At 74.9% G+C, this 13,010-nt stretch carries 13 protein-coding genes; 5 read left to right on the forward strand and 8 right to left on the reverse strand.

The window, feature by feature from the left end; genetic code table 11:
- The first annotated feature begins 60 nt into the window (after positions 1-60).
- A complete protein-coding gene (locus HS045_RS16245) occupies positions 61-981 on the forward strand; it encodes a cobalamin biosynthesis protein (protein ID WP_307827549.1) in 921 nt (306 codons plus the stop codon).
- A gap of 180 nt (positions 982-1,161) precedes the next feature.
- Positions 1,162-2,697 carry a cobyric acid synthase gene (locus HS045_RS16250; RefSeq protein ID WP_196452181.1) on the forward strand — a complete coding sequence of 512 codons (1,536 nt, stop codon included), beginning with the start codon at positions 1,162-1,164 and terminating at the stop codon, positions 2,695-2,697.
- Positions 2,698-2,703: 6 nt separating this feature from the next.
- Here the strand turns inward: HS045_RS16250 and HS045_RS16255 are convergent, their stop codons facing one another.
- Entirely contained in the window at positions 2,704-3,348 is a 645-nt protein-coding gene (locus HS045_RS16255; protein WP_196452182.1) for a nucleotidyl transferase AbiEii/AbiGii toxin family protein, read from the reverse strand.
- Between the two features lies 1 nt (position 3,349).
- Positions 3,350-3,673 carry a hypothetical protein gene (locus tag HS045_RS16260; RefSeq protein WP_196452183.1) on the reverse strand — a complete coding sequence of 108 codons (324 nt, stop codon included), beginning with the start codon at positions 3,671-3,673 and terminating at the stop codon, positions 3,350-3,352.
- Positions 3,674-3,819: 146 nt separating this feature from the next.
- On the opposite strand from HS045_RS16260, the gene HS045_RS16265 reads away from it, so the two are divergent.
- Genes HS045_RS16265 through HS045_RS16275 form a run of 3 tightly spaced genes read left to right on the forward strand, consistent with a single transcriptional unit; the run spans position 3,820 to position 6,912 of the window.
- Positions 3,820-4,749 (forward strand): ABC transporter ATP-binding protein, encoded by a 930-nt coding sequence (locus HS045_RS16265; protein WP_196452184.1) that lies wholly within the window; start codon positions 3,820-3,822, stop codon positions 4,747-4,749.
- Positions 4,718-5,518, forward strand: a complete 801-nt coding sequence (locus tag HS045_RS16270) for an ABC transporter permease subunit (RefSeq protein WP_196452185.1) — start codon at positions 4,718-4,720, stop codon at positions 5,516-5,518. The genes HS045_RS16265 and HS045_RS16270 overlap by 32 nt, the downstream gene beginning before the upstream one ends.
- Positions 5,518-6,912 carry a helix-turn-helix domain-containing protein gene (locus HS045_RS16275; protein ID WP_230884061.1) on the forward strand — a complete coding sequence of 465 codons (1,395 nt, stop codon included), beginning with the start codon at positions 5,518-5,520 and terminating at the stop codon, positions 6,910-6,912. Before HS045_RS16270 ends, HS045_RS16275 begins: the two co-directional genes overlap by 1 nt.
- A 38-nt stretch (positions 6,913-6,950) precedes the next feature.
- Here HS045_RS16275 and HS045_RS16280 read toward each other — a convergent pair whose 3' ends face one another.
- From HS045_RS16280 to HS045_RS16305, 6 genes are all read right to left on the reverse strand, one after another.
- Complete coding sequence (locus HS045_RS16280) at positions 6,951-7,838, reverse strand: hypothetical protein (RefSeq protein ID WP_196452186.1); 888 nt, start codon at positions 7,836-7,838, stop codon at positions 6,951-6,953.
- Between the two features lie 146 nt (positions 7,839-7,984).
- Positions 7,985-8,233, reverse strand: coding sequence for a hypothetical protein (locus tag HS045_RS16285; RefSeq protein WP_196452187.1), 249 nt, complete (start codon positions 8,231-8,233; stop codon positions 7,985-7,987).
- Between the two features lie 13 nt (positions 8,234-8,246).
- Complete coding sequence (locus HS045_RS16290) at positions 8,247-9,206, reverse strand: quinone oxidoreductase (protein WP_196452188.1); 960 nt, start codon at positions 9,204-9,206, stop codon at positions 8,247-8,249.
- A 72-nt stretch (positions 9,207-9,278) separates the two neighbouring features.
- Positions 9,279-11,243: a serine/threonine-protein kinase gene (locus tag HS045_RS34615; protein ID WP_307827550.1), complete on the reverse strand. Its 1,965-nt coding sequence runs from the start codon at positions 11,241-11,243 to the stop codon at positions 9,279-9,281.
- Between the two features lie 149 nt (positions 11,244-11,392).
- Positions 11,393-12,166 (reverse strand): DUF4328 domain-containing protein, encoded by a 774-nt coding sequence (locus HS045_RS16300; RefSeq protein ID WP_196452189.1) that lies wholly within the window; start codon positions 12,164-12,166, stop codon positions 11,393-11,395.
- 66 nt (positions 12,167-12,232) lie between these two features.
- Positions 12,233-12,883, reverse strand: coding sequence for a response regulator transcription factor (locus tag HS045_RS16305; protein ID WP_196452190.1), 651 nt, complete (start codon positions 12,881-12,883; stop codon positions 12,233-12,235).
- Positions 12,884-13,010 lie beyond the last annotated feature (127 nt).

Below are 13,010 nucleotides of genomic sequence, written 5' to 3' on the forward strand. Positions count from 1 at the left end.
TCCACGAGATCCACCAGACCCGCGAGATCCACCGGATCCGCGAGCTCCGCGGGAGCGGGCGTGAGAGCCCACGCCCTCGGGATGCTCGCCGGGGTCGCGCTCGACATGCTCCTCGCCGACCCGCGCCGCGGACACCCGGTCGCGCTGTTCGGCACGGCCGCCGCGGCGCTGGAGAAGAGGACGTACCGCGACGCCCGGGCCGCCGGCGTCGTCCACGTCGCCCTCTGCGTCGGCTCCGCGGCTCTGCTCGGCACGGCCGCGTCCCGGGTGCGCGATCCGCTGGCCCGGGCCGCCGTGAGCGCCGCGGCCACCTGGTCGGTGCTGGGCGGGACCACGCTGGGACGTGAGGGCGCGGCCATGGCGTCCTTCCTGGAGTCCGGCGACCTCGCCGGTGCCCGCGGACGGCTGTCGCACCTGTGCGGACGCGACCCCTCCCGGCTGGAGCCGCCCGAACTGGCCCGCGCCACGGTCGAGTCGATCGCCGAGAACACCGCCGACGCCGTGGTCGCGCCGCTGCTGTGGGGAGCGGTGGCGGGGGTCCCCGGCCTGCTCGTCTACCGTGCGGTCAACACCCTGGACGCCATGATCGGCCACCGCAGCGCCCGCTACGAGCGCTTCGGCTGGGCCGCCGCCCGGCTCGACGACGTGGCCAACGCCGTGCCGGCCCGGATCACCGGGCTGCTCGCGGCTCTCGGCGCCCCCCTCGTGGGCGGTTCGACCGGCCGGGCGCTGGCCGTCCTGCGCAGGGACGGCCACCGTCACCCGAGCCCCAACTCGGGCCGGTGCGAGGCGGCGTTCGCCGGTGCGCTCGGCGTCACGCTCGGCGGTGTGAACGTCTACGGGAACCGGGTCGAGCACCGGCCGGAGATGGGCGACGGGCCGAAACCGTCGGTCCCGGACATCCGCCGCTCGGTACGGCTGGCGCGCGCGGTAGGGTTCGCCGCTGCGGGACTCGCCGTCCTCGCCGCGCTGCGCGGCTGACCGCCGCTCAGGACGAGGGCGGCCGTCCGCCGTGCCGGACGGGTACGGCCGTCCGCCGTGCCGGACGGGAGCGGTCGCTCGCCGAAGCCGGACGAGGGCGCCCGCCCGCCGTGCCGGGCGGGTGCGGCGGAGCCGGCGCCGACGGGCGGCGACCGGCGAGAGGGAAGGGCGGGCATCGGGATGAGGGGCGCGCTGTTGGTCGCCGGGACGACCTCCGACGCGGGCAAGAGCGTCGTCACCGCCGGGATCTGCCGGTGGCTGGCGCGGCAGGGGGTGAAGGTCGCGCCGTACAAGGCGCAGAACATGTCCCTCAACTCCTTCGTCACCGCCGACGGCGCGGAGATCGGCCGGGCGCAGGCGATGCAGGCCGCCGCGTGCGGCCTGGAGCCGAGCGCCGACATGAACCCGATCCTGCTCAAGCCGGGCAGCGACCGGCGCAGCCAGGTCGTGGTCATGGGCCGGCCGCTCGCCGACGTCGACGCGCTGGAGTACTGGCAGGTCAAGGACCGCCTCCGGGAGACCGCCGTCGAGGCGCTGCGGCGGCTGCGGGAGCGCTACGACGTGGTGGTCTGCGAGGGGGCGGGCAGCCCGGCGGAGATCAACCTGCGCCGGGGCGACATCGCCAACATGGGCCTGGCCCGCGCCGCGGACCTGCCGGTCGTCGTGGTCGGCGACATCGACCGGGGCGGGGTCTTCGCCTCGCTCTACGGCACGGTGGGGCTGCTGGACCCCGCCGACCAGGCGCTGATCGCCGGATTCGTGATCAACAAGTTCCGGGGCGCGCCCGAGCTCCTCGAACCGGGGCTGGACATGCTCAGGAAGCTGACCGGCCGCGAGGTGTACGGCGTGCTGCCGTGGCTGGACGGCCTCTGGCTGGACGTCGAGGACTCCCTGGCCCTGGACGGCCGGCCCGCCGCCGCGGCGCGCACGCCGTACGGCCGGCAGACGCTGCGGGTGGCGGTGGTCCGGCTGCCGCGCATCTCCAACTTCACCGACGTCGACGCGCTGGCCTGCGAGCCGGGCGTGGTCGTGCGCTTCGTGACCTCCCCGGCGGAGCTGGACGACGCCGACCTGGTGGTCCTGCCCGGTTCCCGCGCCACGGTCTCCGACCTGGCCTGGCTGCGGGCCGCCGGCCTGGCCGAGGCGCTGCGCGGCCGGGTCGTGCTGGGCATCTGCGGCGGCTACCAGATGCTCGCCCGGACCATCCGCGACGACGTCGAGTCGGGAGCCGGGCGGGTCGACGGGCTCGGCCTGCTGCCCGCGACCGTCGAGTTCGCCGCGGACAAGACCCTGGGCCGCCCGGTCGGGAGCGCGTACGGCCACCGGGTGGCCGCCTACGAGATCCACCACGGGACGGTGACCCCCGACGACGGGGCGGAGCCGTTCCTGGACGGCTGCCGGGCCGGGACGGTCTGGGGGACCACCTGGCACGGGGCGCTGGAGAACGACGGCTTCCGCCGGGCGTTCCTGCGCGAGGTCGCCGCCGCCTCGGGCCGGGACTTCACCCCCGCGCCGGGGACCTCCTTCGCCGCGCTGCGCGAGGAGCGCCTGGACGCCCTCGGCGACCTGATCGAGCGGAACACCGACACCGGCGCGCTCCTGCGGCTGCTGGAGGGCGGCGCGCCGGCGGGCCTGCCGACGCTGCCCCCCGGCGGGGCCCTCCACGAGGCGCCGGATTTCTCGCGGAATAACGGCGGCTCCGGATCGCGGAGATGACGTGGTTCAACCGTGGCCGATGAGGTCGTCGGCCCAGCGGGTCAGGCGCCGGACGAGTTCCGCCGCCTCGCCGGGCGGCATGCCGTACGGCTCGAAGGAGCTGCGAGGGAGGCGCTCGACGGCGCGGAGGGCCTGGGAGAACCAATCACGGTCGAAGCCGGGATCATGACCGGCCGCCAGTGTGAGGAGCTGTTCGCCGGTGTAGCGGCCGCTGGCCAGGATGGCGTGCACGTCGATGTAGTCGCGGACCTCGCCCCGGCCGAACAGCGCGCAGACCTTGTTGGCGACCGCGTCGTCGGAGTGCAGCACCGGGCCGATCTCGAAGAACGTCGGCGGGTGCGCCCGCCGGTCCAGGCCGAGCTCGACCTTCCCGTCCGGGCCCTGTCCGTCGGCGACGAGCAATCGCGCGAAGGTCGCCGATCGCCGGTCGACCGTGACCGTCAGCCCGTCCGCCAGGTAAGCGGCCACCACCGCCTCCACCGCTTCGGCGAAGCCGGACTCGTCCGGGGAGGCGGTGAACAGGTCGACATCGTCCGACAGTCGGGTCAGGAAGCCGTGGGCCTGCACGGCGTAGCCACCCGCGAGGGCGAAGCCGTAGCGGGCGATCACGGCCAGCCCGACGCGGGCCAGCCGCCGATGACGGGGGTCCACGTCATGCGGCGCTCCTCAGCTGGGGGAAGCGCTCCTCCCACAGCGTTCTGACCCGGCGGGGGAGGAAGATCCGATGCCAGACGCGGAGGAGCGTACGGCCGTCAAGATAGCGCCGCAGGTCCTCTGCGCGCATGGATTCCCGAATGACCCGTTCGTACATGAGCCCCAGTTCGGCGGGGTCGTCCAGGTTGTAGCGGCGCTGCTCCGACCAGTCGAGACGGGTGGGTAGTTCGACCGTGCCGTCCGCCGGGCCGGTCAGCTCCTCCAGAGTCTCCGGGACGGTGTACGGCCGGCGGTCGCCGTAGGAGATCCGGGGTACGTCCATGCTTCCAGTGTGCCCGGTGGTGTGCGGAAAACCAGAGCGGGACGGCCCTGGACGCGAAATGTTCCGGAACCGGGCAACGAACGCGGGCGCACGTGTCAAGAACCGGTCATGGTCCGGCGGGCCGGGCGCAGGGCACGATCGGGAGCATGACAGCGGTAGTGCGGACCGAGGGCCTGACCAAGTTCTACGGCAGGCGGCGAGGGCTGGAGGATCTCGACCTGGAGATCCGGCCCGGGGAGGTGTTCGGGTACCTCGGCCCGAACGGCGCGGGCAAGACGACCACCATCAGGCTCCTGCTCGACGTCATCCGGCCCACCCGCGGCCGGATGAGCGTGCTGGGCAGCGACCCGCGTGATCCGGCCGTGCGGGGCCGGATCGGGTACCTGCCCGGGGAGCTCGCCCTGGAGGGGCGGGAGAAGGCCGGTGAGTACCTCGCCTTCCTGGCCGGGGTGCGCGGCGGCGTGTCCCGGGACCGGATCGCGGCGCTGGCCGAGCGGCTGGAGGCCGACCTCTCGGTGCCCATGGGCAAGCTCTCCAAGGGCAACAAGCAGAAGGTCGGGCTGATCCAGGCGTTCATGCACGAACCGGAGTTCCTGATCCTGGACGAGCCGACCGGCGGCCTGGACCCGCTGGTCCAGCACGAGTTCCTCGCCATGGTGCGCGAGGTGCGGGCGGCCGGCCGGACCGTGCTGATGTCCTCGCACGTGCTCGCCGAGGTGGAGGACGTCGCCGACCGGGTCGGCATCGTCCGCCAGGGGCGGCTGGTGGCCGTCGAGGACGTCGCGGCCCTGCGGGAGAAGGCGGTGCGCCGGGTGGAGTTCCACTTCGACGCCCCCGTGCCCCGCGAGGAGTTCGAGGACCTCCCCGGCGTGCGCGACCTGCGGGTCGAGGGGGCGAACCTGAGCTGCACCATCGACGGCCGCCCCGACGCGCTGATCAAGGCGGCGGCCCGGTTCACCGTGGTGCACCTGGTCAGCGCCGAACCCGACCTGGAAGAGATCTTCCTGACCTACTACAGCGAAGAGAACGAAGAGGAGGCGCGCCATGCCCGCGCTGGTGTCCAAGAGCCTGCGTGACCACCGCAGGTCGCTGATCCGCTGGACGATCGGCATCGGCGCGTTCTTCACGCTGTACCTGTCGTTCTACCCCAACATCTCCCAGAACCAGGAGCTGTACGGCGAGGCGGCCCTGAAGAAGTTCCCCGGGGCGATGCGCGACCTGATGGGCGGGCTGGAGGGCTTCACCACCGGGGTCGGATACCTGCACGGCGTGGTCTACCAGCTGTTCGGGCCGATGCTGTTCGTCGTGTGCGCGGCGGTCCTGGGGAACCAGGCGATCGCCCGCCCCGAGGAGTCCGGCACGCTGGAGCTGACCGTCACGCTCCCGATCGACCGCAGGCGGCTGGTCGCCGAGCGGTTCGCCGCGCTCGCCCTCGGACTGCTCGGCGTCGCGGTGGCGACGTTCCTGCTCGCCTGGGGCCTGTCGGCCGCCGTCGGCACGGGCGTCGCCGTCGACCGGATCCTGGCCGCGCACACCGGGGTCTTCCTGCTCGGCCTGTTCTTCGGCGCGCTGTCCCTGGCGGTCGGCGCGGCCGCCGGCCGCAGGGGTCCGGCGATGGCGGTCGTCGGCGTGGTCGCGGTCGGCGGCTACATCGTGGAGACCATGGGCAGGAACGTGGACGCGGTCTCCTGGCTCCGCTGGGTCTCGCCGTTCCACTACTACCTGGACGGCAGGCCGCTCTACCAGGGCTTCCCCGTCGGGGACTACGTCGTCCTGGCGGGCGCCGCCGTCGTGCTGCTCGTCGTGGCGATCCTCGCCTTCGACCGGCGCGACATAGGGGTGTGATGGACGAGGCCGCCAAGGTGCCCGCCGACCTGCTCGGCGGGCACCTTCGGATGCTGAGCGAGGCCGCCGCCACCGGGCGGCTGCCCGGCAGGGACGCGCTCGACGGCTACCGGGCGGCGGGAGCGCGGGCCGCCGAGCGGGGCCTGCCGCTGCGGGAGCTGGTCGACGCCGCCCTGGCCATGGCCGAGGCGGTCGTCTCCGGACCGTCCGGCCCTGAGCCGGCCGCTTCCGGACCGTCCGGCCCTGAGCCGGCCGCTTCCGGACCGTCCGGCCCTGAGCCGGCCGCTTCCGGATCGGCCCGGCCGGGACCGTCCGGGCCGGGACAGGCCGCTTCCGGATCGGCCCGGCCGGGACCGTCCGGGCCGGGACAGGCCGCTTCCGGATCGGCCCGGCCGGGACAGGCGGGAAGGGCCGTCCCGGCGGTGCTCTCCGCGCTGAGGCGGGCGGTCTCCGCACTGATGGAGGGATATGAGAACGCCCAGCGGCTGGCGATCCGCCAGGAGGAGGCCGCCCGCCGGAAGTTCGTCGACGACCTGCTGCACGGGCGGGCCGACCGGCTCGCCGAACGCGCCGAGCACTTCGGCCTCCGGCTCGCGGAGTCCTACGTGGTGGCGGTCGCCCGCCCGGCCGGGCCCGCGAGGGCCGGTGGGACGGGGACGCACGGGGAGGCGGCCGGTGGGACGGGGACGCGTGAGGCGACCGCGGAGGCGGCCGGCGGAGGGACGGCCGCACCCGGTACGGCGGGGACTCCCGCGCTGCGGGACGGCGATCCGGTGGCGCGGCGGATCGAGGAGGCGCTGGTCGCCCGCTTCGGGTCGCACAACGTGCTGGTGGCGGTCCGCGACGGGCTGCTGGTGTGCGTGGCGCCGGGCAGCCTCGCCGCCGCGACCGGGGAGTTCACCCACCACGTGCGGCAGGCCTTCGCACCCGGCTGGCGCGTCGGGGTGGGCCGGGCGCACCGGGGACCCGGCGGGGTGGTCGCGTCCTACCGGGAGGCGGGCAACGCGATCGAGCTGGGAGACCGGCTCGGACTGCGGGCGTCCGTCCTCAAGGCGGCCGACCTGCTGGTCTTCCCCGTGCTGCTGCGGGATCGGGAGGCCATCGACGACCTGGTCACGACCGTGCTGAGCCCGCTGCTGGAGGCCCGGGGCGGGCCCGGGCCGCTGCTCGACACGCTGGAGGCCGTCTTCGCCGTCCAGGGCAACCAGACCGCGGCGGCGCGGCGGCTCGGCGTCAGCACCCGCGCCGTGACCTACCGGCTGGAGCGGATCCGCCGTCTCACCGGCTTCTCGCCCGACGACCCCACCCAGCGCTTCACCCTGGAGACGGCCGTGCTGGGCGCCCGCCTCCTCGACTGGCCGGCCCAGCCCCTCGGGCCGGCGGCGCGGGGCTGAGGTCCGCAGGCGGGACCGGAACCGGCGGATGAGCTCTTTCATCGGGGTCCTCCTGGGAAGGGCGGGGCATCGGCGTATTCGACGGCGGGCTCGACGGTGAGCGGGTCACCGGTCCGGGCGTCGGCGCAGAAGGCCCCACGTGTCTCGGCGCCGCTCAGGGGCCGGAGTTCGCCGTCCCGGATGGACCAGCCGCGGATCACCTCGACGGGGAGGCCGGTGGCGGGATCGGTCCTCCGCGTGCGGAAGCGCAAGATCAGGCCGCCGCGACCCCTCACCGCGCGGGCGAGGACGAGCATCTGGGCGAGCACCAGCGGGGCCTCTCCGCGCAGCAGCGTCTTGCTCGGGCGGACCTCGACTTCGGCGGCCACCTCCAGCGGATCGCCTCTGCCCGCCTCCACTCGGCAGGTCAGGACGTGCAGACCCGGCCCCTCTCTGCTCAGCAGCCACAGGAGCACGTCGGCCGTGTGCCTCTGCGCCGCCATGACCTGCGCGGCCGGGACGCGGGCGAGGTGCCCGTCGATCCTGGAGGACAGCCTGCGGAGCCTCTCCCGGCAGGAGAGCACGGCGACGAACTCCTCGATGGGCTCGCCTCGGTAGGGGAGGGGATCACCCTCCTCGCACACCAGCGCGGCGTATCGGGCCCGGCTGACGGCGTCACCGGAGTCCAGCCCCGCGTCCCGGCAGAAGGCGAGGTACTCCCCGAGGTCGAACGCCTCGGCCACCACCGTGCCGGACGCGCCCATGGAGCGCATGTCCCGCTCGCAGGCGGCGAGATAGGCGGCGTAGTCCCCGGGAGCGAGAGAGCCGCGTTCGCGGAGCGCGGAGAGGTCGCGCTCGTCGGTCAGCAGTGCGACCCCCAGCACGGCCCGCCTGCCCGGCAGCCTGCCGGTCCGATGCCGCGACGACCGTCTGTGCCTGTTTCCCATCTCCGCCCCTTCCACCCGGACGGCCAAAGTAGCCATGCTCGGGGAGGCGGTTCCGGGGCGGGAGACCTCCTGTGGGAAACACGGTCGTCTGCGGCTGCCGCTGTGGACAGGCGGCCACAGGGCCGGCCGGTCACAGGGCCGGCCGGTCACCGGCCGCTTCGGGCCGGCCTGGCGAAGGGCTGGATGCCCGTGCTGGTGCCGGCGGCGACCGACCGGGGCGTGACCGACCGGGGCGTGACCGACCGGGAGACGACGATGACGGCGGGGACGCACGGGACGGCGGCGGCGCAGAGCACGGTCGGCAGCCCGGCCGCCGCGTAGAGCAGGGCGGGAGCTCCGAGGAGGAACCCGCCGATCTCGTCCGGGAGGTCTCCCCGGCCATCGACGCCCGTCATGTGACGGCGGAGGTCAGGGGACGAGCAGGAGCTTGCCGGTGGTTCGGCGGGCCTCCAGGTCCGCGTGGGCCTGCGCGGCCTCGGCCAGGGGGTAGCGGCGGGAGACGTGCACCTGGAGCCTGCCGGAGGCCAGCCAGCCGTACAGGTCGGAGGCGCGCCAGGCGAGCTCGTCCTTGGTGGCGATGTAGGCGCCGAGGCTGGGGCGGGTCAGGAACAGGGACCCCTCCTTGGCCAGCAGCTGCGGGTCGATCGGCGGGACGGGGCCGCTGGCCTGGCCGTACAGGGCCATCATGCCGCGCGGGCGCAGGGCGGCGAGGCTCTCGGCGAAGGTGGTCGCCCCCACGCCGTCGTAGACGACGTGCACGCCGGAGCCGGTCAGGTCGCGGACCGCGTCGGCGAAGCCCTTGTAGCGCAGGACCTCGTCGGCGCCGGCCTGCCGGGCCAGCTCCTCCTTCTCCTCGGTGGAGACCGTGCCGATCACCCGGGCGCCGCGGAGCTTGGCGATCTGCGTGAGCAGCAGGCCCATGCCGCCGGCCGCGGCGTGCACCAGCACGTCGTCGCCGGGCTTGACCTCGTGCACCGAGTGGGTCAGGTAGTGCGCGGTGAGGCCCTGGAGCGTGACGGCCGCCGCGAGCTCGGGCGCCACCCCCCCGGGCACCAGGAGCAGGTGGGAGACCGGCACGACGGCCTTCTCGGCGTAGCTGCCCATGACGTTCGCCCAGGCCACCACGTCGCCGACGGCGACCCCCTCGACGTCCTCGCCGACCGCCGCGACGGTGCCCGCGCCCTCGTTGCCGGGCACGAAGGGCAGCGAGAGGGGGTAGCGGCCCATCCGGTGGTAGACGTCGATGAAGTTCACGCCGCTGGCCGCGACGTCGACCAGCACCTCGCCGGGGTTCAGCGCGGGGTCCGGGTAGTCCTCGTAGGAGAGGACCTCGGGGCCGCCGGTGGCGGAGACGACTATGGCGCGCATCGTGCGGGCTCCTTCGCTCAGGTCGGTGTCCCGATCATCCCCAACCACGAGTCGGCCATTCGCTGTTCCCTCTCAGGACTTCTTCTCCGGGGCCGCACCGCGCATCGTGAAGTTGTCGAAGCCCGTCTTCAGCGTGGCGCCGCCGTCCTCCCCGACCCGGGCGATCATGCCGAGCTCGCCGGGCGGCAGCGGATTGGGGTCGATGACCGACTGCACCCGCGTGCCGTCCACCCACATGGTGAGCTGCACGCCCTCCGCGCCGGCCGAGCACTCGGCCTGGAGCCGGACGGGCTTGCCCTTGGCCACCTCCACCGGGGCGGGTTCGGTCAGGTCGCCCCCGGCGCTCTTGACCGCCCTGCGGATGCGGGCCCTGCCCGAGGTGTCGATCAGGAACTCGTAGCGGGTCGCCTCCGTGGCGTCCGCGCCCCGGCAGAACAAGCCGTACTCGCCGGCGCCCGCGCTGCCGGTGCGGACCGTGACGTCGGCTCCGAGGAGCAGCCGGCCCGGGATGGTCGGGGTGGGGCTGGCGGTGGGGTCCGGGGTCGCGGGCGGGGCGGTCGCGAAGGGCACCGGCGCGGTGACGCGCTGGACGGGGTTCTCGCCGTCGACGTCGACGGCGTAGTAGCCCTCGGGCGCGTAGCCGTACCTGCCGCTGTTCGCGGGGTCGTAGACGCCGGTCCAGTCGCTCTTCTGGGTGAAGTCGTCCTGGTAGAGCAGCGTCAGGTCGTCGGGGGGCCCGCTCGGGGAGAGGGCGATGTAGAGCCCGACGCCGCCGCCCGCCGCGAGGAGGGCCGCGACCGCCGCGCCGGCGATCAGCTTCTTGCGCCGGACCGCTTCGGCGGCGGGACCGGCCGCGTGCCCGGGCCGCCGCCCGCCGCCGTCGGCGGGGACGCGCGTGTCGCCCTGCGCCCAGGGATCGCCCGCTCCGGCCGGCAGGGCGTGCGCGCCGGCCCCCGCCGGCGCGGTGGGGGCGCTCGGCCCGCCGGACGCGCCGTGCGCCCCGGGCCCGGCCGGTACGGTGTGCGGTCCCGGCCCGCCGGGGACGGCGTGCGTTCCGGAGACGCCGGAGACGCCGGAGACGCCGGGTCCGCCGGGTCCGCCGGGGGCACCGGGTCCGCCGGGGACGGCCGGCACGCCCGGTCCGGCTCCCGCCCACGCGGCGGGCTCGGCCAGGGTGGGCGGGCTCTGCTGCCAGACCGCCTGGACCGAGTGCGCGGTCTGCTCGGGCGCGGCCGAACGGCCGACCAGGTGGTCGAGGAGCTGCTGGGAGGTGGGCCGGCGGGCCGGGTCCTTGTCCATCGCGTGGGTCACCAGCTCGCGCAGGGCGGACTCCATGCCCTCCAGCACGGGCTCGGTGTTGAGCACCTGGTAGAGCACCGCGTGCAGGGCCTCGCCGCCGAACGGCGCCCGGCCGCTGGCCGCGAAGGCGACCAGGCAGCCCCAGGAGAACACGTCGCAGGCCGGGGAGACCGGTTCGCCGCGCAGCACCTCCGGCGCCATGTAGCGGGGGGTGCCGATGATCTCGCCGGTCCCGGTGACGCCGCTGAGCGTGTCCAGGGCCCGGGCGATGCCGAAGTCGATCACCCGGGGGCCGACCGGGGAGAGCAGCACGTTGGACGGCTTCAGATCGCGGTGCACGACCCCGGCCCCGTGGATCGCGGTCAGCGCGGTGGCCACGCCGACCGCGAGCGCGTCGAGGCTGGAGCCCCGGAGCGGACCGCCCGAGCGCACGGCCTCCTCCAGGTTGGGACCCGGGACGAACTCGGTGACCACGTAGAGCTGGTCGCCGTCGAGCGCGGCCTCCAGCACCGCGGCCGTGCAGAACCGCCGCACCCGCTGGGCCGCGTCGGCCTCCCGCCGGAAGCGCATCCGGAACTGCTCGTGCTGGCTGTACTCGGAGTTGATCACCTTGAGGGCGACCTGCTGGCCGTCGTGGGCCTGCCCGAGGTAGACGGTCCCCATGCCGCCCCGGCCCAGCCGGCTGAGCACGCGGTAGCGCCCGATCTGCAGGGGGTCGCCCGGACTGAGGTTGTTCACCGTGATACCTAACCGCAAAAATGCCGTCGTATGGGGAGCTCAGCGTACCGAGGTCCCACGCGGGCATCAGCCGGAGGCGGAAGCGGCCAGCGCCGGGCGGCCGGCCGGGCCGACGGCGGCGGTGAGAGGGGACCGCCGCGCCGGGTGCGTCAGAAGCCCTGGTAGGCCAGTCCCGGGGCCTGCGCGTCGGCCGGTGCGGTCGATGCGGCCGTCGGCCGGACGCGGTGCAGGACGCTCTCCGTCTGGATCCTGGTGATCCGCCGGACCACCGCCCCGCACAGCAGGGCGGAGACGGTCACGGCCGCCAGTTCGACCGGGCCGATGCCGGTCAGGTCCGCCACGCCGGGGGCGGGGGAGACGAAGAGCCGCAGGAGGAGGGCGAGGGCGGCCAGCCAGCTCAGCCACCAGGCGGCCAGCAGCGCCAGCCAGGAGGCGCGGTGGTCGGCCGGCGTGCGGGAGGACCGCCAGAGGCGGTCCACCAGGACCGGCGGGGCGATCAGGTTGAGCCCCGGCGTGAACCAGCCCGCCAGGACCGCCGCCGCCGAGGCGCCGGGAAGGGGCCGGGGAGAGGCGTCGGGAAGGGGGCCGCCGGGGACGCCGGAGGAGGGGCGGGGCCCGGAGGCGCCGGTGGCCTGCGCGGCGTACCGCCCGGCCCGCACCAGCCAGACCAGGTGGGCGGCGCCCGCGGCGACCGTGGTGGCGGCCACCAGGATGACCAGGACGGCGAAGGCGGTGACCGGGCCGACGAGGGCCTGCGCGCCGGGGGCGTGCGGGTCGCCGCCGAGCATCGCGATCTCCCGCGCCAGCCGCTCGCCGCGGACCTGCTCGAACACGGTGAGGGCGGTGAGCGCGCAGACCTGCAGGACGAGGGCCGCCTGGACGGCCGAGGCCGGCCACGTGCGGGGCGGCGGGACAGCGCGCATGTGAATCTCCCCCCGGCATGCGCTGAAGGACGTGCCCTTCTTCTATCCCCCCGTCGCCCGCGCCAATCAACTCACCACGCCGGACTCCCACGCCCACGCGGCGATCTCCACACGGTTTCTCGCCCCGAGCTTGCCCTGGATGCTGCCCAGGTGCGTCTTGACCGTGGACAGCGAGACGAACAGCTCGGCGGCGACCTCCTGGTTGGTCCGGCCCCGGGCCACCAGCCGGACGACGTCCAGTTCCCGCCCCGTCAGCGGCTCCGCCGGCGGCCGGGAACGTCCGCCCCGGGGACGGGCCAGGTGCTCCAGCAGGCGCACGGTCACCGAGGGGGAGACCAGCGCGTCCCCGGCGGCGGCGGCGCGGATCGCCTCGATCAGCAGTGTCGGCCCGCTGTCCTTGAGCAGGAACCCGGTCGCGCCCGCCCGCAGCGCCCCGTAGACGTACTCGTCCAGGTCGAAGGTGGTGACGATGACCACCCGCATCGGGTCGGGGACGCCGGGGCCGGCCAGCAGCCGGGTGGCCTCCAGCCCGTCCAGCCGGGGCATCCGGATGTCGAGCAGGCACACGTCGGGCCGGAGCCGCCGGGCGTGCTCGACCGCCTCGGCGCCGTCCGCGGCGGTCGCCACGACCTCCATGTCGGCCTGGGCGTCCAGGATCATCTGGAAGCCGGTCCGCACCAGCTCCTGGTCGTCGGCGATGAGCACCCGAATCGTCACCCGGTCGATTCTGCCAGCCGCGCGCGGCGGGTCGTTCCGGTCCATCCGACTTTCGGCCGATCGCCCACCTCGGAGGATCGCACCCCCGGCCGATCCGCCGCGACCCCCGCAGGGGCGAGGGTGCTCC

This window comes from Planomonospora sp. ID82291, from assembly GCF_015711645.1.
In the GTDB taxonomy this organism is placed as follows: domain Bacteria; phylum Actinomycetota; class Actinomycetes; order Streptosporangiales; family Streptosporangiaceae; genus Planomonospora.